At 75.5% G+C, this 17,776-nt stretch carries 20 protein-coding genes and 2 tRNA genes; 11 read left to right on the top strand and 11 right to left on the bottom strand.

Going from position 1 to position 17,776, the window contains the following annotated elements:
* The first annotated feature begins 118 nt into the window (after positions 1-118).
* The gene (locus HDA34_RS09695) at positions 119-1,327 is read left to right on the top strand and encodes a pyridoxal phosphate-dependent aminotransferase (protein ID WP_041103561.1); all 1,209 of its coding nucleotides are present in this window, start codon (positions 119-121) and stop codon (positions 1,325-1,327) included.
* 47 nt (positions 1,328-1,374) lie between these two features.
* Here HDA34_RS09695 and HDA34_RS09690 read toward each other — a convergent pair whose 3' ends face one another.
* Positions 1,375-2,073 (bottom strand): LuxR C-terminal-related transcriptional regulator, encoded by a 699-nt coding sequence (locus HDA34_RS09690; RefSeq protein WP_041103562.1) that lies wholly within the window; start codon positions 2,071-2,073, stop codon positions 1,375-1,377.
* Entirely contained in the window at positions 2,070-3,329 is a 1,260-nt protein-coding gene (locus HDA34_RS09685) for an ATP-binding protein (RefSeq protein ID WP_036317738.1), read from the bottom strand. The genes HDA34_RS09690 and HDA34_RS09685 overlap by 4 nt, the downstream gene beginning before the upstream one ends.
* Before the next feature lie 96 nt (positions 3,330-3,425).
* Here HDA34_RS09685 and HDA34_RS09680 point away from each other — a divergent pair, with 96 nt between their 5' ends.
* From HDA34_RS09680 to HDA34_RS09670, 3 genes are all read left to right on the top strand, one after another.
* The gene (locus tag HDA34_RS09680) at positions 3,426-4,490 is read left to right on the top strand and encodes a PspC domain-containing protein (RefSeq protein ID WP_041103563.1); all 1,065 of its coding nucleotides are present in this window, start codon (positions 3,426-3,428) and stop codon (positions 4,488-4,490) included.
* A gap of 89 nt (positions 4,491-4,579) precedes the next feature.
* A complete protein-coding gene (locus HDA34_RS09675) occupies positions 4,580-5,611 on the top strand; it encodes a 6-phosphofructokinase (RefSeq protein ID WP_036317733.1) in 1,032 nt (343 codons plus the stop codon).
* Entirely contained in the window at positions 5,608-6,360 is a 753-nt protein-coding gene (locus HDA34_RS09670) for a GNAT family N-acetyltransferase (protein WP_041103564.1), read from the top strand. Before HDA34_RS09675 ends, HDA34_RS09670 begins: the two co-directional genes overlap by 4 nt.
* A gap of 13 nt (positions 6,361-6,373) precedes the next feature.
* Here HDA34_RS09670 and ygfZ read toward each other — a convergent pair whose 3' ends face one another.
* From ygfZ to HDA34_RS09655, 3 genes are all read right to left on the bottom strand, one after another.
* Positions 6,374-7,570, bottom strand: a complete 1,197-nt coding sequence (gene ygfZ / locus HDA34_RS09665; RefSeq protein WP_041103565.1) for a CAF17-like 4Fe-4S cluster assembly/insertion protein YgfZ — start codon at positions 7,568-7,570, stop codon at positions 6,374-6,376.
* Positions 7,567-8,235: a nitrobindin family protein gene (locus tag HDA34_RS09660; protein WP_036337900.1), complete on the bottom strand. Its 669-nt coding sequence runs from the start codon at positions 8,233-8,235 to the stop codon at positions 7,567-7,569. The genes ygfZ and HDA34_RS09660 overlap by 4 nt, the downstream gene beginning before the upstream one ends.
* A 187-nt stretch (positions 8,236-8,422) precedes the next feature.
* Positions 8,423-9,229: a hypothetical protein gene (locus HDA34_RS09655; protein WP_230594474.1), complete on the bottom strand. Its 807-nt coding sequence runs from the start codon at positions 9,227-9,229 to the stop codon at positions 8,423-8,425.
* Between the two features lie 101 nt (positions 9,230-9,330).
* Here HDA34_RS09655 and mshD point away from each other — a divergent pair, with 101 nt between their 5' ends.
* The 7 genes from mshD (at position 9,331) to asd (ending at position 14,776) form a co-directional block, all read left to right on the top strand.
* Positions 9,331-10,284, top strand: a complete 954-nt coding sequence (mshD, locus tag HDA34_RS09650) for a mycothiol synthase (RefSeq protein ID WP_041103567.1) — start codon at positions 9,331-9,333, stop codon at positions 10,282-10,284.
* Between the two features lie 138 nt (positions 10,285-10,422).
* Positions 10,423-11,433 carry an NUDIX hydrolase gene (locus HDA34_RS09645; RefSeq protein WP_041103568.1) on the top strand — a complete coding sequence of 337 codons (1,011 nt, stop codon included), beginning with the start codon at positions 10,423-10,425 and terminating at the stop codon, positions 11,431-11,433.
* A gap of 75 nt (positions 11,434-11,508) precedes the next feature.
* Entirely contained in the window at positions 11,509-11,865 is a 357-nt protein-coding gene (locus tag HDA34_RS09640) for a GNAT family N-acetyltransferase (protein WP_041103569.1), read from the top strand.
* 82 nt (positions 11,866-11,947) lie between these two features.
* Positions 11,948-12,778 carry a thymidylate synthase gene (locus HDA34_RS09635; RefSeq protein ID WP_002854751.1) on the top strand — a complete coding sequence of 277 codons (831 nt, stop codon included), beginning with the start codon at positions 11,948-11,950 and terminating at the stop codon, positions 12,776-12,778.
* 22 nt (positions 12,779-12,800) lie between these two features.
* Entirely contained in the window at positions 12,801-13,361 is a 561-nt protein-coding gene (locus HDA34_RS09630) for a dihydrofolate reductase (protein ID WP_044659551.1), read from the top strand.
* 1 nt (position 13,362) lies between these two features.
* On the top strand, positions 13,363-13,593 hold the full coding sequence (locus HDA34_RS09625; RefSeq protein WP_044659550.1) for an NF038396 family protein: 231 nt from the start codon (positions 13,363-13,365) through the stop codon (positions 13,591-13,593).
* Positions 13,594-13,603: 10 nt separating this feature from the next.
* Entirely contained in the window at positions 13,604-14,776 is a 1,173-nt protein-coding gene (gene asd, locus HDA34_RS09620; protein WP_044659549.1) for an aspartate-semialdehyde dehydrogenase, read from the top strand.
* 204 nt (positions 14,777-14,980) lie between these two features.
* Here the strand turns inward: asd and HDA34_RS09615 are convergent, their stop codons facing one another.
* The 6 genes from HDA34_RS09615 to HDA34_RS09590 form a co-directional block, all read right to left on the bottom strand.
* Positions 14,981-16,180 carry a UDP-N-acetylmuramate dehydrogenase gene (locus HDA34_RS09615; RefSeq protein ID WP_044659548.1) on the bottom strand — a complete coding sequence of 400 codons (1,200 nt, stop codon included), beginning with the start codon at positions 16,178-16,180 and terminating at the stop codon, positions 14,981-14,983.
* Positions 16,177-16,668: a MaoC/PaaZ C-terminal domain-containing protein gene (locus tag HDA34_RS09610; RefSeq protein ID WP_044659547.1), complete on the bottom strand. Its 492-nt coding sequence runs from the start codon at positions 16,666-16,668 to the stop codon at positions 16,177-16,179. Before HDA34_RS09610 ends, HDA34_RS09615 begins: the two co-directional genes overlap by 4 nt.
* Positions 16,668-17,117 carry an FAS1-like dehydratase domain-containing protein gene (locus HDA34_RS09605; RefSeq protein ID WP_002854745.1) on the bottom strand — a complete coding sequence of 150 codons (450 nt, stop codon included), beginning with the start codon at positions 17,115-17,117 and terminating at the stop codon, positions 16,668-16,670. The genes HDA34_RS09610 and HDA34_RS09605 overlap by 1 nt, the downstream gene beginning before the upstream one ends.
* Positions 17,118-17,157: 40 nt before the next feature.
* On the bottom strand, positions 17,158-17,451 hold the full coding sequence (locus HDA34_RS09600) for a hypothetical protein (protein WP_041103577.1): 294 nt from the start codon (positions 17,449-17,451) through the stop codon (positions 17,158-17,160).
* Positions 17,452-17,540: 89 nt separating this feature from the next.
* Positions 17,541-17,614 (bottom strand) — tRNA-Met (locus HDA34_RS09595).
* Positions 17,615-17,674: 60 nt separating this feature from the next.
* Positions 17,675-17,746: transfer RNA gene (locus tag HDA34_RS09590), tRNA-Thr, on the bottom strand.
* Positions 17,747-17,776: the final 30 nt, after the last annotated feature.

Genomic DNA, 17,776 nt, shown 5'->3' with positions numbered 1-17,776 from the left:
GAGATCCAGGATACGCCATCGGGCGGCGGGAGTCGAACGGGCCCCGGGCAGTCAGTACCCTGGCAGGACGGAGCCCCGCTCCGCCCCGCCCTCCCCGTCGAGCTCGAAGAAGGTCCTCATGGCCGCGCCCGCCCGCCGCGTCTCCGCCCGTCTGTCCGCCATCGCGCCCTCCGCCACCCTCGCCGTCGACGCCCGCGCCAAGGAGCTCAAGGCCGCCGGGCGCCCGGTGATCGGCTTCGGCGCCGGCGAGCCCGACTTCCCCACCCCGGACTACATCGTGGAGGCCGCCGTCGCCGCGGCCCGGGACCCGAAGAACCACCGCTACTCCCCCGCCGCCGGCCTGCCCGAGCTGCGCGAGGCGATCGCGGCCAAGACGCTGCGCGACTCCGGCGTGTCCCTCGAGGCCGCCCAGGTGCTCGTGACCAACGGCGGGAAGCAGGCCGTGTACAACGCCTTCGCCGCCCTGCTGGACCCGCAGGACGAGGTGCTCGTCCCCGCCCCCTACTGGACCACCTACCCGGAGGCGATCCGCCTGGCCGGCGGCGTGCCGGTCGAGGTGTTCGCCGGCCCCGAGCAGGGCTACAAGGTCACCGTGGACCAGCTCGACGAGGCCGTCACGGACCGCACCAAGGTGCTCCTGTTCGTCTCCCCCTCCAACCCCACCGGCGCCGTGTACTCCCCCGAGGAGACGGCGGCGATCGGCCGGTGGGCACGGGAGCGGGGGCTGTGGGTGGTCACCGACGAGATCTACGAGCACCTGACCTACGACGGCATGCCGTTCACCTCGATCGTCCGCGCCGTGCCCGAGCTGGCGGAGCAGTCCGTGATCCTCAACGGCGTCGCCAAGACCTACGCCATGACGGGCTGGCGCGTCGGGTGGATGGCCGGCCCGCTGGACGTGGTCAAGGCCGCCACGAACCTGCAGTCCCACGCCACCTCGAACGTGGCCAACGTGTCGCAGCGGGCCGCGCTGGCCGCCATCGCCGGCCCGTTGGACGCCGTGGCGGAGATGAAGACGGCGTTCGACCGCCGGCGCCGGGCCATGGTCGAAGCCATGGACGCCGTGCCGGGCTTCCACTGTCCCACCCCGCAGGGTGCGTTCTACGCGTACGTGGACGTGCGGGAGGCGCTCGGGAAGACCTACCGCGGCGGCGTCACCCCCACGACGTCGGCCGAGCTGGCCGCCTTCATCCTCGACGAGGCGGAGGTCGCCGTGGTCCCCGGCGAGGCGTTCGGCCCGTCCGGCTACCTGCGACTGTCCTACGCGCTGGGCGATGCGGACCTCGCCGAGGGCGTCGAGCGCATCCGCGCCCTGCTCAGCGCCTGAGCCGCACACCCCGCCCCTGAGCCCCGCGACGCCGCGTGCCGCGGGGCTCAGGCGTATCCGCGGCGCGCGGCCCAGCGGGTCAGCTCGTGGCGGTTGGAGAGCTGGAGCTTGCGCAGCACGGAGGACACGTGGGTCTCGACCGTGCGGTCCGAGATGAACAGCTCCGCCCCGGCCTCCCGGTAGGTGTAGCCGCGGGCAATCAGCCGCATGACCTCCCGCTCCCGTGCCGAGAGCCGGTCGAGGTCCTCGTCGGGGGCCGCAGCCCCGCTCGCCGCCGCGGCGGGGACGAGCGGGGGCGCGGGCGCCGTGCCGCGGAAGGCGTCGAGGACGAACCCGGCCAGCCGGGGCGAGAACACCGCGTCGCCGTCGGCCACGCGGACCGCCGCGTCCGCCACCTCCGCGCCGGAGGCCGTCTTGGTGATGTAGCCGCGGGCCCCCGCACGGATCACGGCGACGACGTCCTCGGCCGCATCCGAGACGGACAGGGCCAGGAACCGCTGCGCGGGTCGGCGCGCGAGGACGCGCTCGGCCACCTCCGCTCCCCCGCCGCCGGCCCCGCCGGGCAGGTGCACGTCCAGCAGCACCACATCCGGCGCCAGGTCCAGCACGGTGCGGACGGCCTCGTCCACGTCCCCGGCCTCGCCGACGATGGCCAGTCGGTCCGGGTCCAGGTCGGCGCGCAGGCCGGAGCGGAAGATCGCGTGGTCGTCCACGATGACGGCCGTGCGCGGGGCGGGGTCGGTCATGGGTGCTCCTGTCCGGTGCGCGCTCGCGCACCCTCGGGCTCGGCCAGCGTCAGGTGGACCTCGGTGCCGCCCGGGCCGGACCGGATGCGGGCGGTCCCGCCGGCACGCTCCATGCGGCCGAGGATCGACTCCCGCACGCCGAGCCGGTCGGCCGGGACCGTGGGCAGGTCGAAGCCGGGGCCGCGGTCCCGGACGAACACCTCCGCGACGGTGCGGCCGCGGTCGTCCTCACCGGCCTCCGCGAAGACCTGCGCGTCGCCGGCGTGCCGGGCCGCGTTCTGCATGGCCTCGCGCGCCGCGGCCGCGAGCGGCTCGAGCCACGCCCCCGCGGCCCGCCCCACGGCCACGACCTCCACCCGGGCCCCGTGGGCGTCCTCGACGGCGGCGGCGTGCTGGTCGAGCGCCTCCGCCAGGGAGTGCGGGCCGCCGCGGGAGTCCAGGGCGAGGAACTGACGCAGCTCACGCTCCTGGGCGCGGGCCACCCGGGCCACCACGTCCGCGTCCTGGGCGCGCCGCTGGATGAGGGCGAGGGACTGCAGCACCGAGTCGTGCAGGTGCGCCGCGATCTCGGCGCGCTGGGCCTGCACCGCGAACGCGGTCCGCTCCGCGTCGCGTCGGCGCAGCCAGGCCAGGGCGTAGGGCATGGCCACCAGCGCCGCGCCGGCGAGCATCGCGACGGCGGCCAGCAGAGCCCGCCACAGCTCGCCCGAGCTCACGGCGCCCAGGACGATGGCCAGCACCGCCAGCAGCACGAGGGCCGTGCCGAGCACGAGGCGGACCAGTCGTCCGCTCCGCCCGGCCCGGGGCCCGCCCGCCAGGTCGAGCTGCATCCAGGCCAGGCCGAGGCCGATCACGAGGACGGCCACCGGGCCCACGAGCGCCCAGTCGACGGTGAGGCCGAGGCCGTCCGCGACGGTCAGCACGCCCACGCCGAGCACCACGGCGGCCAGCAGCACCGGCCAGCCGCCCTCGCGCACCCGCTCGAGCACCTCGGGGGCGCGACCACGCAGGGTGGGGGCGTCGGCGGCGGGGGCGCCGTCCGGACCCTCCTCCGGCATGAGCAGCCAGAGCCACACGTACAGGGCCAGGCCCGCGCCGCCCAGCAGGCTCAGCAGCGCCAGGGCCGCGCGGACGCGGCCGGCGGGCATCCCGAGGTGCCGGGCGAGCCCCGCGGCGACGCCGGACACCGGACGGTCGGCCCCGTGCCGCATCAACGGCGGACGCGGGGCCGGCGCGGGCGCGGACGGGGTGGGCATGCCCCCATCCTGCCGTGTCGGACGGGGCGGCACATCCGGGGAGGATTCCGGGAGTTCCCGGATGGGCGGGGGCCGCAGGCGGACGAGGATGGAGACATGACGAGCACACACGACCCGTTCACCGGCCCCGGCCCCCACGTCGCCCCCGACGGAGCCGCCTCGGGCGAGACCGGCCCCGACGGACTGGACGCCCTGCCGGGCTGGCTGCGCCGCGCCGTCCTGAGCTGGGGCGTGCGCCGCTCGCCGGCCTCGTGGGTCGGCGGGGTGCTCGGCGGGGTGGCCGAGCGCTACCGCATCGACCCGCTGCTCGCCCGCGGCGTGTTCGTCGCCGTGTGCATGGTCTCCGCGGGCCTGGGCCTGCTGGCCTACGCGGCCGCCTGGGCCGTGCTCCCCGACGCCGACGGACGCGTGCAGTTCGGCCGCCTGCGCCGCAGGGAGTGGCAGGACGCCACCGTGGCCATCGGCGTGATCGGGGCGATCGGCGCCCTCAACCTGCTGCTCGGCGCCGGGTTCACCCTCATCGCCCCGGCCGTGGGCGGCCCCGGCTCCCTCCTGGGCCTGGGCGCGCTGGCCGTGCTCGTCTGGTGGCTCGTGACCCGCTGGGACGGCCGGGCGCAGGCCCGCGTGGCCCCGGGCCGGGTCCCCGACGCCGACCAGCCCGCCCACGCCGTGCCGCGCCCGGCCTGGTACGTCGGCGGAGGTCCGCGCGAGCGGGCGGCCGAGGTCACCGACCCGCACGGCTTCCGCCCCGAGTGGATCGACCCCGCGACCGGCACCTGGCGCGACCACGTCCACTCCCGCGAGCGGCGAGCCGCGACGCGCCTGGCCGAGGAGGCCCCCCGGGCGGCCACCGCCCCGACCGGCTCGGGGTCCGCAGCCACGGCCGCGAAGCCGCGCCTCGGGCCGATCGCGCAGGCCGCCACCTACGCCGGGGCCGTCCTCGCCGCGCTCGCCGCCCTCGGGATCAGCCTGCTGCTCGGCGTCGGTCCGACCCCCACGCTGCTGGCGGTGCCCATGCTCGTCGCCGCGCTCGCGGTGATCGCCCCCGTCCTGCTGGGCGCTCTGCTCAGCGGCCGTCGTCCCGGCACCCTCGGCCCGGCGAGCGGCATCCTCGTGGGTGCGACGGCCCTCCAGGTCGCCGTCCTCGTGGCCCTCGGCTGACCCGCCGCCCGTCGCCCGTCCCCTGACGCGACGCGGCGGGCACGCCTAGGGTGGTGCCGACCCCCACGAGAACGCCCGAGAGGACCCCCATGCGCGTCGGAATGCTCACCTCCGGAGGCGACTGCCCCGGCCTCAACGCCGTCATCCGCTCCGCCGTCCTGCACGGCATCAAGTCGTACGACATGGAGATGGTGGGCATCCGCAACGGGTGGTCCGGCCTGATCGAGAAGGACGTCGAGGACCTGCCCCGCTCCCGCGTGCGCGGCCTGGCCCGCACCGGCGGCACCATCCTCGGCACCTCCCGCACGCACCCCTACAACGCGGAGGGCGGCGGCCCGGAGAACATGCTCCGCAACCTGCGCGAGCTGGACATCGACGCCGTCATCGCCATCGGCGGCGAGGGCACCCTGGCCGGCGCGAACCGCCTGGCCGCGGACGGGCTGCCGATCGTGGGCGTGCCCAAGACGATCGACAACGACCTGCAGGGCACCGACTACACGTTCGGCTTCGACACGGCCGTGCAGATCGCCACGGACGCCATGGACCGGCTGCGCACCACGGGCGAGTCCCACCACCGCTGCATGGTCGCCGAGGTCATGGGCCGCCACGTCGGCTGGATCGCCCTGCACTCGGGCATGGCCGCCGGCGCCCACGCGATCCTCATCCCCGAGGTCCGCACCCCGATGTCCCAGGTCGCCGAGTGGGTGCAGCAGGTCCACGACCGCGGTCGCTCCCCGCTGGTCGTGGTGGCGGAGGGCTTCGTCCCCGAGGGCCACGACGACCCGCTGGCCGAGGCCGGCGTCGAGGCGTCCGGCCGGCCGCGTCTGGGCGGCATCGGCGAGTGGGTGACCCGCGAGATCGAGGAGATGACGGGCATCGAGACGCGCAGCACCATCCTGGGCCACATCCAGCGCGGCGGCGCCCCCACCGCCACGGACCGCGTGCTCTCCACGCGCTTCGGCATGGGCGCCGTCGACCTCGTCGCGCAGCGCCGCTGGGGACAGATGGTGGCGGCCAACGGCACGGAGATCATCTCCATCCCCATGAGCGCCGCCCTCAAGGGCCTCAAGAAGGTGCCGGTCTCGCGCTACGACGAGGCGAAGATCCTGTTCGGCCGGTGAGACCCGACCACCCCGCCGTCGGCGTGCTGGCCCTCGGGCTGGCGCGTCGGCTCGGCCTGCCCGACACCGCGCTGCTGCCCGGCGACGCCCCGGCGGCGGGCGCCGAGCCGCGCCGCATCGAGGTGGTCCGGCCGGATGGGGCCGAGGCGGAGGTGCTGGCCCTGCCCTGGGCCACCGTCGTGGCGGGGCCGGCGTGGTTCACGCGTGCCTGCCGCGGCGTGCCCGCCGAGGCGCTGGGCGTGGAGTCGGCCCTGCTGCGGACGGCGGTGCGGGCCGCCGCCGGGGAGGCGGTGCGCTCGCGTGGCGAGTTCACGCTCTACGCGACCGAGGAACCGCCGCCGGTCGACCCCTCGCGCACCGTCGCCGTGTCCGACGACCCCGCCCACGTCCACGCCGTGGTCGCGCAGGCCCCCGCAGACGACATGGCCGAGGCGGGTGTCCCCTCCTGGGAGTCCTCGGTCGCGCTCGTTCCCGACGACGGCGCGGGACGGGCGATCGAAGCCGCGGTGGCGGCGGCGGGGCATCGCGTGACGGGCGGCGTGCTGGCCTCGCTGGGCACCCTCACCCCACCGCGGCTGCGCGGTCGTGGGCTCGGCCGCTACGCGGTGGCCGTGGCGATGGACCGGGCGGCGCTGGAGGGGCTGCTGCCGTTCGCCGAGGTGCTGGCGGGCCACACAGCCGCGCACCACGTGGCGATCGCCGTCGGGCTGGAGGCGGCGGGCACGCGGACCGTCCTCGCGCTGGACTGAGCCGGCGAGTCGGTCAGCGCAGGCGGCCCACGCCGCGCGGTCGGCCGACGACCTGCCCGGCGTCCGGGGACACGAGCGGCTCCTGGCTCGCGGCGATCCAGCCGCCCTCGGCGGCACCGTCCTCGCCGGGAGCGTCCTCGCGGACCAGCAGCTCGGCGTCCACGGGCACCGTGCGCTTGAGCAGCGCCAGGGCGACGGCGCCCGCCTCATGGTGCTGGGCCGCGGCGGTGACCGTCCCCACCGGACGGGCGGCGGCGCGGGCCTCGGGCGTGTCCTCGGCCGGCCGGAGGATCACGGGGGCACCGTGCTCGGGGAGCGCGTGGACGGAGCCGTCCAGGAGCAGGCGGGTGAGGCGGCGGGGCGGGCGGCCCAGGTTGTGCACGCGCGCCACGGTCTCCTGACCGCGGTAGCAGCCCTTCTCGAGGTGCACGGCGGTGCGCAGCAGGTCCAGCTCGTGCGGGATCGCGCGGTCGTCCACGTCGAGGGCCCGGCGGGGGCGGCCGGCCTCGATGCGCAGCGCCTCGGCCGCCGTCGTGCCCGCCAGGGACCAGCCCGCGAGCACGCCCGTGCCGAGCGCGCGGACGGTGGCCTCGAGGTCGGCCCGGGTGATGAGGTACTCGCGCCAGGACCAGTCCGCACCCGGGTGGGTCGCCGGATCCGGATCGGCCGTGTAGGCCCAGCCGCCCGCCCCGACGCGCGGCCACGGGTCCAGCCACACGGTGCGGTCCTCCCAGCCGGGCACGGGCGCGGTGGCGCCCACGACGGCGACCGCCCCGGTGTGGTCCCGCAGCGTGACGTCGTGGGAGAAGCGCATCGAGGTGAGCCACGCGGCCAGGCCCGGGCCGTCCTCGCGGTCCGTGACGAGCCAGGCCGCGGTACCGTCCTCGAGCAGGTGGGCGGCGTGCTCGATCCGCCCCTGCACGTCGAGGAAGAGGATCTCGGTGCTCGTGCCGGGGGGCAGCGTCTCGACGTGCTGCGTGCCGAGCGTGTGCAGCCAGCTCAGCCGGTCCGGGCCGGACACGGAGAGCACGGCCCGGTGGGAGAGGTCGACCAGGGCGCGGCCCCGGGCGAGGGCGCGCTGCTCTGGCAGGGGGCGACCGTAGTGCGCGGCGACGCCGGCGTCCGGGCCGCGGCCCTCGACGGCGCCGCCGGCCGGCCCCTGCGGCTCGGCCACGGCCAGGTCCAGCAGCGGGCTGCGGGAGGTCGTCACGACTGCTCCCCGCGAGCCCCGCGAGGACGCTCGGCCCCCGGAGCGAGCCGACCCTCGGCCGCGCTCGGCATGCGGTCCAGGATGGCGGAGGCGTGCGCCTCGAGCTCGGCGCCCGCGGCGTCCGCGACGTCCCAGCGCCAGAACAGCTGCCCGTTCACGAGACCGGCCATGCGGGTGGCCCGGTGGTACGGGCCGGCGGCGGAGCCACGCAGGACCGCGTCCGTGGCCAGCTGCAGCTGCGGGCCCTTGATGCGGCCGTAGTACAGCTCGGACAGCGAGCCCGGATGCGTGATGGTGGCGGTCAGGCCGAAGCCCTCGTCACCGGCGCGCAGCCGCTCGACGTCCTCGGCGGAGCGGAACGCGGGGACGATGTCCGCCGGGCGCATGCCGGGGCCGACGTCGCCGTCGCGCCGCGCCCGGTCCACCTGCCAGAAGCCGGACTCCACGGTCAGCGGACGCAGCAGCGTGCCGTCCGCCTCGCACAGCCACGACTCGGCGCGGTACTCCACGAACGGCAGACCGTGCTCGGTGAAGTCCACCCGCTGATAGAAGATCTCGGTCCCGGCGGAGCCGTCGCCGAGGCGGCCCTGGCCCTCCCAGCTGCCGATGAGCCAGGACAGGGGCGCGAGCTCGGGGGTGAGGTCGTACGGGAGTTCAGTCGCCATGGCAGATCACGGCGCGGCCCGACAGCGGGCCGCGCGTCCTCAGCGCTGGCCCTTGAAGAGGCCGCTGATGACGACCGCGGCGACGGCGGCCATGCCCAGGCCGGCCAGGACCACGAGGGCCAGGAAGAAGATCTCGAGCGCAAGAAGGGTATCCATGCGGGACATCCTACCGAGCGGGCCCGACCTGTCAGGCCAGGAAGCCCACCATGACGTGCGCCACCACGCCGGCCGCGCCCACGGGCGCCAACGCGAGGGCGTAACCCGCCCGGCGCGGGCGCAGGGTGGTGCCCACCGGCCGGTCCTCGGGTCGCGGCCGCGACGACGGCGCCGTGGCGGCGGTCAGGGACACCAGCACGGCCACCGCGAGCGCCGCGGCCGTGACGGCCGGCCGGTCCCGGGCGCCCACGCCGGCCAGCGCCGAGACGGGCCAGGCGAGCACCGTGCCGAGGGGGATGACGACGAGCGCCAGGACTCCCGGCCGGCCCTGCATCCACGGGGTGAGGCCGACGAGGGAGACCGCGGCCACCGTGACCGCCAGCGTGATGACCAGCCCGGCGACCGCAGGGGTGTCGCTCCAGCGTGAGACGGCCACCCAGCACGCCGTCACGACGGCCATGAACGCCCCGCCCATCGTGGCGACGGTGGACTCGAGGCGCAGCGGCCGGCCGGTCCCGCGCACCAGCTGGACGACGAACGAGGCCATGGTGCTCCAGGCGACGACGACGGCGAGCGGCTCGAAGAGCGTCCAGGCCCCGCTGTGGCCGTCCTCGAGCGGCGGCCACAGCAGCATGAGCAGCACCGCGATGCCCCCGGCGACGGCCAGGGTGACGCTGAGCGAGAGGCGCGCGGGCGCCCCCATCTGCCGCGGCCAGCCCCAGGCGATGACCAGGATCACGACGGCGGCGGCGAGGGCGGCGGGGACCGGGCCCAGCAACGCGGCACCGCCCAGGACGAGGGCGGCGACGGCCGCACTCAGGGCCATGGACAAGCGCATCACCTGCCCCATCCTGCCAGGTGCGCACCGGCTGGGCCCTGGGCGGGCGACGGCGGGGCGCACCTCGCGGGCCACCGTCCTCCTTCCGTAGGGTGGCCGGCATGGCCGAACACCCCACCCCCACGACCTCCGACGCCGACGGCATGCCGCGCGTCGTCACCCCGCGCCCGGAGGAGGCGAGCGCCGTCCTGGACCTGGCCGACCGTGCCGGGGCGGCGGACGGCCATCCCCCGCTCTCGGACCAGACGCGCGTGCTGCTCGCCCGCGGCGGGCAGCTCTGGTGGGGGGCCACCCGGGGCACGGACGGGGCGATCGACGGGGCGGCCGTGCTCGTGCCGGAGGGCGCGGCGGCCGTGCTCGAGCTCGTCGTCGATCCGACCGCACGCCGCACCGGACGGGGGACCGTCCTGGCCGACGCCGCGGCCGCCGCGGTCCGGGACCTGGCGCGGGAGGCGACCACGAGCGTCTGGGCCCACGGCATGCTCCCGGGGGCGGTCCGGCTCGCCCGGCGGCACGGCCTCGAGCCCGTCCGCGAGCTGCGCCGGATGCGCCTGTCGCACGCGGCGCTCGCCGCCCTGCCGGAGGTGCGGCTCGCCGACGGGGTGGCCCTGCGCGGCTTCGTCCCCGGCCAGGACGAGCAGGCCTGGCTGGACGTGAACGCCGCCGCCTTCGCGGACCACCCCGAACAGGGCAGCCTGACCCGCGCCGACCTCGACGACCGCATGGCGGAGGACTGGTTCGACGCCGACGGCCTCCTGCTCGCCGCCCGCGAGGCGGACGGGCGGCTGCTCGGCTTCCACTGGACGAAGGTGGAGCCGGATGCCGGAGCCGACGGCCCGCGCGTCGGGGAGGTGTACGCCGTGGGCGTCTCCCCCGACGCCCAGGGCCTCGGCCTCGGTCGGGCCCTGACGCTGGCGGGGCTGCACCGGATGGCGGAACAGGGAGTCGACGTCGTGGACCTGTACGTGGACGCGGACAACACGGCCGCCGTCGCGCTCTACGCGTCCCTCGGCTTCGAGCTGTTCGCCGCCGACGCCCAGTACCGCCGCCCCTGAGACCCTCGGGCGGGGGCCGGCCGGGCACATCCCGGCGGCCTCGTATCCTGGTGTGGCCGGCCCCCGCGGGGTCGGCCACGCCCCGTGCCCTGCCCCAGCAGTCGTCGCGGCCGCCGCACCCCGAGAGGAACCCGCCCCATGCCCTCGTCCCACGCCGACCGCGTCGCCCGCTGGTCCACGGAGGACCGTGTCTCGGAAGGCCCCCGCGCCGAGGTGCTGGCCGCCGGCATGCTGCCGTGGCGCCGCGTGCCCGGCGGCCTCGAGGTGATGGTGATCCACCGGCCCCGCTACGACGACTGGTCGTGGCCCAAGGGCAAGCTCGATCCGGGTGAGACCCTGCCGGAGTGCGCGGTGCGCGAGCTGCGCGAGGAGGTCGGCCTCGAGCTGCGGCCGGGCATCCCGCTGTGCGTGACGGCGTACGAGGTGCCCGGCAAGCGGGGCGCACGTCAGAGCAAGGAGGTCTGGTACTGGGCCGCCGAGGTCGACGGCCAGCGCGCCCTCCCCGACGGCGACGAGGTGGACGAGGTCCGCTGGGTCGGGCCGGACGAGGCCCGGCGGCTGCTGACGAACGACTCGGATCACGAACCGCTCGACCTGCTGCTGCGTGCCGCCTCCCGGGGGCGCCTGCGGACCGTGCCGCTGCTGGTGCTGCGCCACGCCAAGGCCAAGCCCCGCTCCTCGTGGTCCCGCGCCGAGCAGGAGCGCCCGCTGGCGGCGACGGGCCGGCGGCAGGCGCTCGCCGTCGAGGGCCTCGTGTCGGCCTGGCGGCCGGAGCGGCTGGTCTCCTCCCCGTGGCGCCGCTGCGTGGAGACGCTGGCCCCGCTCGTGAAGTCCAGCCGGCTGCCGCTGAAGACCAAGGGCGCGTTCACGGAGACCACGGCCCGGGAGAAGCCCAAGAAGACCCGCAAGGTGATGGCCGAGCTCATGGGCCGCTCCCGGCCGCTGGTCGTGTGCACGCACCGGCCGGTGCTGCCGACCCTGTTCGAGGTGGTCGAGGACGCGGCCGCCGGCCAGGCGGACCGCGTGCTGCGGGCCCTGCCGACCGAGGATCCGTGGCTGCGGCCCGGCGCTGTGCTGGTGGCGCACCGCGCGCTCGACCTCGACGGCGACGTGGTGGCCGTCGAGGTCTACGACCCCTGGGACGACTGAGCCGCCCGCGCCGGCCTCGGCCCGCACGACCGGGCCACCGTTGAGCGGGCCCGCCCCCGGCCCTAGGCTCGGGTCATGGAGAACACCGCCGCCCAGAGCCAGCCCGAGAAGATCGTCCACGAGCGCCTCACGGTGACCCGGGACCCGGACCGTCAGCGCTTCGAGCTGCGCCAGGACGGGACCTTCATCGGGTTCCTCGGCTACGACCAGGAGACCGTGCGCGGCGCGGACGGCGAGGACACCGTGGTCCTGCGCCTGCAGCACACCATCATCGACGAGCAGTTCGGCCGCCGCGGTTATGCCCGCGCCCTCGTGACCATGGTCCTGGACCGGCTGCGCGCGGAGGGTGACCGGATCGTGCCCGAGTGCTCCTACGTGGAGGACTACCTGCGCCGCTACCCCGAGTACCAGGACATGGTCTTCCACGGCTGACCGGGGGCGGGGCCCTGCCCTGCCGGTACCCGCCTCCGCCGGGCCGTCGACGACGCTCAGCGCGTCCGCTCGGATCGCTAGAGTGGGCCGGGTGAGCATCCCCACCCCCTACGAGGACCTCCTCGCCGACGTGATGGCCCACGGGGCCGTCAAGACGGACCGGACCGGCACGGGCACGCGCAGCGTGTTCGGCCGCCAGCTGCGCTTCGACCTGGCCGAGTCCTTCCCGCTGATCACGACCAAGCGCGTGCACTTCAAGTCGGTCGCGCTCGAGCTGCTGTGGTTCCTGCGCGGGGACTCGAACGTGCGGTGGCTCCAGGAGCGCGGCGTGCGGATCTGGAACGAGTGGGCGGACGAGGACGGCGAGCTCGGCCCCGTCTACGGCGTGCAGTGGCGCTCGTGGCCCACCCCGGACGGGGGCCACATCGACCAGATCGCCAAGGTCGTGGAGCAGATCCGGACGAACCCCGACTCGCGCCGGCACATCGTCACCGCGTGGAACCCCGCCGAGGTGGACGAGATGGCGTTGCCGCCGTGCCACGCGCTGTTCCAGTTCTACGTCTCCCCCGGTCAGGACGGCGCCCCCGGGCGGCTCTCATGCCAGCTCTACCAGCGCTCGGCGGACCTGTTCCTCGGCGTGCCGTTCAACATCGCCTCGTACGCGCTGCTCACGGTGATGGTCGCGCAGCAGACCGGGCTGACTCCCGGCGAGTTCGTGTGGACCGGCGGGGACGTGCACATCTACGCGAACCACGAGGAGCAGGTGCGCGAGCAGCTCTCCCGCGAGCCGTACCCGTACCCGCGGCTGCGGCTGCGGCGCACCCCCGCGTCGATCTTCGACTACGACTACGAGGACTTCGAGGTCCTCGACTACCGTCACCACCCCACCATCACGGCGCCGATCGCCGTCTGAGCCGAGGATGCGCAGCGACCCCATGAGCCGGGCCACCCGTCCCACCGAGCCCGTGATCGCCATGATCTGGGCCCAGACCCCCGAGCGCGTCATCGGTCGCGACGGCACCATGCCGTGGCACGTCCCGGAGGACCTCGCGCACTTCCGGGCCCACACGCACGGCCACCCCGTGATCATGGGCCGGCGCACGTGGGAGTCGTTCCCGGCGCGCTTCCGCCCGCTGCCCGGGCGCACGAACATCGTGGTCTCCCGCACCCTGACGGCCACCGAGGAGGCCGGCGCGGAGCTGCGGGCCGCGGGCGCCGTCGTCGTGCCGGACTTCGGGGCGGCCCTGGCCGCCGCGGCCGAGGCCGACGGCTGTGACACCGTGTGGGTGATCGGCGGGGCGACGCTCTACGAGCAGGCCCTCGACGTGGCCTCGCGCGCCGAGGTGACCGTGATCGACGCCGACGTCGACGGCGACACGCACGCCCCGCTGCTCGACGCCCGCTGGCGGCGCACCGCCGTCGAGCCCGCCCCCGACGCGTGGCTGGACTCCGCCTCCGGCCCGCGCCACCGCTTCGAACGATGGGAACGCGACTGACATGGCCCCGACCGACTCCGACCAGCGTCTGCTCTCCCCGCAGGCGGTCTCGTTCCTCGCGCTCGTCGTCCTGCCCGTGCTGGCGTTCGTGTGCGCCGTGTTCGGGCTGATCCTCGTGCTGCAGGGCAAGACCATCGCCGGGCTGGTGTTCCTGCTCGTGCTGACCCAGGTGTTCGCCGTGGGCGGTTTCATCGCGTGGAACAAGCGGAAGCGCGCGCAGCAGGGCCGCTAGCCTGGAGGGCATGACTTCCGCTGCCCCCGCATCTGTGAACGCCCCCGACGCGGCCGCCGTGCCCACCGTGGGCCTGGTCGGCTGGCGCGGCATGGTGGGGTCCGTCCTCCTGCAGCGCATGGCCGAGGAGGGCGACTTCGCCCGTATCCATCCCGTCTTCTTCTCCACGTCCAACGCCGGCGGTCCCGCGCCCGTGCTCGAGGGCATGGCCGGTGACCCGGGCGTGCTCCAGGACGCGTACGACGTGGACGCGCTCAAGGCCCTGCCCGTGATCCTCACCGCGCAGGGCGGGGACTACACGCAGGCCGTGTACCCGAAGCTGCGCGCCGCCGGCTGGGACGGCATCTGGATCGACGCCGCCTCCACCCTGCGCATGGCGGACACCTCCGTGATCGCACTGGACCCCGTGAACCGCGGCGTGATCGACGCCGCCCTGGCGAACGGGACGAAGGACTTCATCGGCGGCAACTGCACCGTCTCCTGCATGCTCATGGGCCTCGGTGGCCTGTTCAAGGCGGGCCTGGTCGAGTGGGGCACCGCCATGACCTACCAGGCGGCCTCCGGCGGCGGTGCCCGGCACATGCGCGAGCTGCTCATCCAGTACGCCGAGCTGGGCGGCGCGGTGCGGGCCGAGCTGGCCGATCCGGCGTCGGCGATCCTCGAGATCGACCGCAAGGTGATCGAGCTGCAGCGCGACGGCCTGGACTCGACGCAGTTCGGCGTGCCGCTGGGCGGCTCGCTGATCCCCTGGATCGACTCCGACCTGGGCGACGGCGTCTCCCGCGAGGAGCGCAAGGCCTACGACGAGACCAACAAGGTGCTCGGACTGACCGGGGCGGACCGGATCCCGTTCGACTCGCTGTGCGTGCGGATCGGCGCCATGCGCTCCCACTCGCAGGCCCTCACCCTCAAGCTCACCCGGGACGTGCCGCTGGACGAGGTCGAGCAGATCATCGCCGCGGACAACGAGTGGGTGCAGGTGGTGCCGAACACCAAGGAGGCCACGGTCACCGACCTGACCCCGATCGCCGCGACCGGCACCCTGCAGATCCCCGTCGGCCGGCTGCGCAAGCTCAACATGGGTCCCGAGTACCTGTCGGCGTTCACCGTCGGCGACCAGCTGCTGTGGGGTGCGGCCGAGCCCGTGCGCCGCATGCTGATGATCGCCACCGGCAACCTCTGAGCCGCGACGCCGGCGCGGCGGCGCGCACCCGGCCCAGCCCCGGCCCCCGTACCCGGCCCCCCGCCCCCGGCCCCCGTTTTCGTTCGGGAAACGGCGGGTGTTCGGTCGTTGTCGTTCGGGAAACGGCGCCCGCCCCGCCAAGGGGCGCCGTTTCCCGAACGAAAGCACTCCTGAGGGCGCCGTTTCCCGAACGAAAGTGAGGGGTCAGAGGCTGGTGCCGATGATCATCGGCTCGGGGTGCAGCTCGACGCCGAAGCGTTCGCGCACGCCGTCGCGCACGGTGCGCGCGACCGTCAGGACGTCCTCGGTGGTCGCGTCGCCGCGGTTGGTCATGGCGAGGGTGTGCTTCGTGGACACCGACGCGCGGCCCCCGGCCAGGCCGGTGCCGTCGGCTCCGCGGCCGTCCGGCCCGCCCTCGCGGGGGGCGACCTCGGGCAGCCCGAAGCCCTTCGCGAAGCCCGCGCGATCGATCAGCCAGGCCGCCGAGAGCTTCACGAGCGGCGTCCCGTCCTCGGCCTGGCCGGCGGCGAACGCCGGGGCGCCGTCGGGCAGGGAGGCCCGCACGGACGCGGGCACGATCGGGTTTGTGAAGTAGCTGCCCGTGGACCACGTGTCCGGGTCCGCCGGATCGGACACCATCCCCTTGGCGGCGCGCAGGGCCAGCACCTCGCGGCGGACCACCGCGAGCGGGGCATGGGCGCCCTCCTCGACGTCGAGCGCGGCCGCCAGCTGCCCGTAGCGGACCGGCGCCGTCGGCTCGGCGTCGGAGGAGGCGCGACGCAGCCGCAGGTCGATCGAGAGCACGATCCACCGGGGACTCGGCGCGCCGGTCTCCAGCATGGAGCGCTTGATCACGGAGTCGCGGTAGCCGAAGCGCAGGTCCGCGGGCGTCAGCTCGACGACGTCGCCCGCCTCCCGGTCCCACGCGCGCAGGGCGACGAGCACCTGCGAGACGTCCGCGCCGTACGCGCCGACGTTCTGCACGGGCGTCGCGCCGGCCGAGCCCGGGATGCCCGAGAGCGCCTCGATCCCGCCGAGCCCGTGCGCCACGGTCCATGCGACGGCGTCGTCCCACGGATGGCCCGCCGCGACCCGCACGACGACGGCCTCCCCCTCGTGGTCCGCGAGCCGGGCCCCGTCGCCGACGGGCGGCGCCTCACCCTCGCCGGGCACCGGCCCGTCCAGCACCCCGATGCCCTCGAAGGCCAGCCGCACGACGGTGCCGGGGAAGCCGGAGTCCGCCATGAGGGTGTTGGAACCGCCGCCGAGGACGAACAGGGGCTCGCCCGCCGCGTCGGCGGCGCGCACGGCCTCGATCGCCTCAGCCTCGGTGCGCGCGGTGACCCACGCGCGCGCGGGCCCGCCGACGCGGGTGGTGGTGTGGTCCGCCAGCCGCTCGCTCACGCGCTCTCCCCCGCGGGGTCGGCCAGGCGCACCACGGCCTGCGCCTTGGTCAGCACGCGCGGCTTCGCCGCGTCCGGGTTGGTGACGTTCAGGTCGATCCGCACCGTCCCGGCAGCCTCGTCCACGGCGCCGACCGTGCCGACGACCTCGAGCGTGGCACCGGGGACGGGCGCGCCGTCGTCGTCCGTGCGGACCGTGGTGTCCGCGACGGGCACCATGCCGGTGAAGCGGGTCTGGTAGTCGACGACGGCGCCCGGGTCGCCCGCCCAGTCCGAGACGAGCTGCACGGCCGCGCCCATGGTGAGCATCCCGTGGGCGATGACGCCGGGCAGGCCGACGTGCTCGGCGAACGTCGGGGACCAGTGGATCGGGTTGCGGTCGCCGGAGGCACCCGCGTAGGCGACGAGGTCAGCGCGGGTGAACGTGACGGTGCGCGTGCCGACCACCTCGCCCCGGGCGAGGTCGGACAGGCGGGGGGCGGTGCTCATCAGGACTCCTCTCCCCGGACCAGCAGGGTGGACGTGACGGTGGAGACGGGTGCGCCGTCCAGATCCGCGATCTCTGTGACGGTGGTGACCATGCGGTTGCCGCCGAGGGACTTCACGGCCTCGACCCGCACGGTCGCCACGACCTCGTCCCCGGCCACCAGCGGGCGGTGGTGGACGAAGCGCTCGTCCGCGTGGACCACGCGCGAGAAGTCGATGCCCAGCTCGGGATCGGCGACGACGGCGGCCTCGGCGCGCTGGGCGATGACGACGGCGAAGGTCGGGGGGGCGACCAGGTCGGCGTGTCCCAGGGCCCGGGCGGCCGCGACGTCGTGGTGCGCGGGATGCTGGGCCTGCACGGCCTCGGCGAAGCCGCGGACCGCCTCACGACCGACCTGGAAGGGGGGCGCGGGCGGATAGCTCCGCCCGGCGACGTCGGGGTTCACGCTCAACTCGGGCCTCCTGCGGGACGGTTCTCGACTGCCGTCCAGCCTAACGGCCGGGGCGCCGCTCCCCCTGCCGGCGGGCGGCCTGGCGGAAGCGCACGAGCTGAGCGGACAGGTGAACGGCGACGCCCGCGCCGAGCACGCCCAGGGCGGTCCCGGAGACGGCGAGGCGTCCGGTGGTGCCGCCGACGACCGCCAGCACGATGCCCACGAGGAACAGCGCGGAGCCGGTCAGCACGAGGGTCCGGTACAGCCGGGAGCCGTGCTCCCACGGGGAGACGAAGCCGCGGGGCGCGGCGGTGCCGCGGGTGGGCTGGTGGGCGGGGCGACGCGTGGACATGCCCGCCAGGCTACCGGGGCGACGGACGGGCCCCGGAACGCGAAAGGACCCGGCCCCTCCGAGGAGGTGACCGGGTCCGTCCGATTCCGTAGCGGCGGGGGGACTCGATCCCCCGACCTCACGATTATGAGTCGTGCGCTCTAACCAGCTGAGCTACGCCGCCACGACACGAGAACGCCCGCACTCACGGTTTTCACGCCGCGAGGGCGGGCTCTCATGTCAGAGCCCCGACCGGGAATCGATCCCGGGACCTCCATCTTACCAAGATGGCGCTCTACCACTGAGCTATCGGGGCAACGAGGTGAGACTCTACCAGGGCCCCGGG

This window comes from Micrococcus luteus, from assembly GCF_014138885.1.
Classification (GTDB): domain Bacteria; phylum Actinomycetota; class Actinomycetes; order Actinomycetales; family Micrococcaceae; genus Micrococcus; species Micrococcus luteus.
This window is presented reverse-complemented; position numbering and strand designations above follow the sequence as displayed.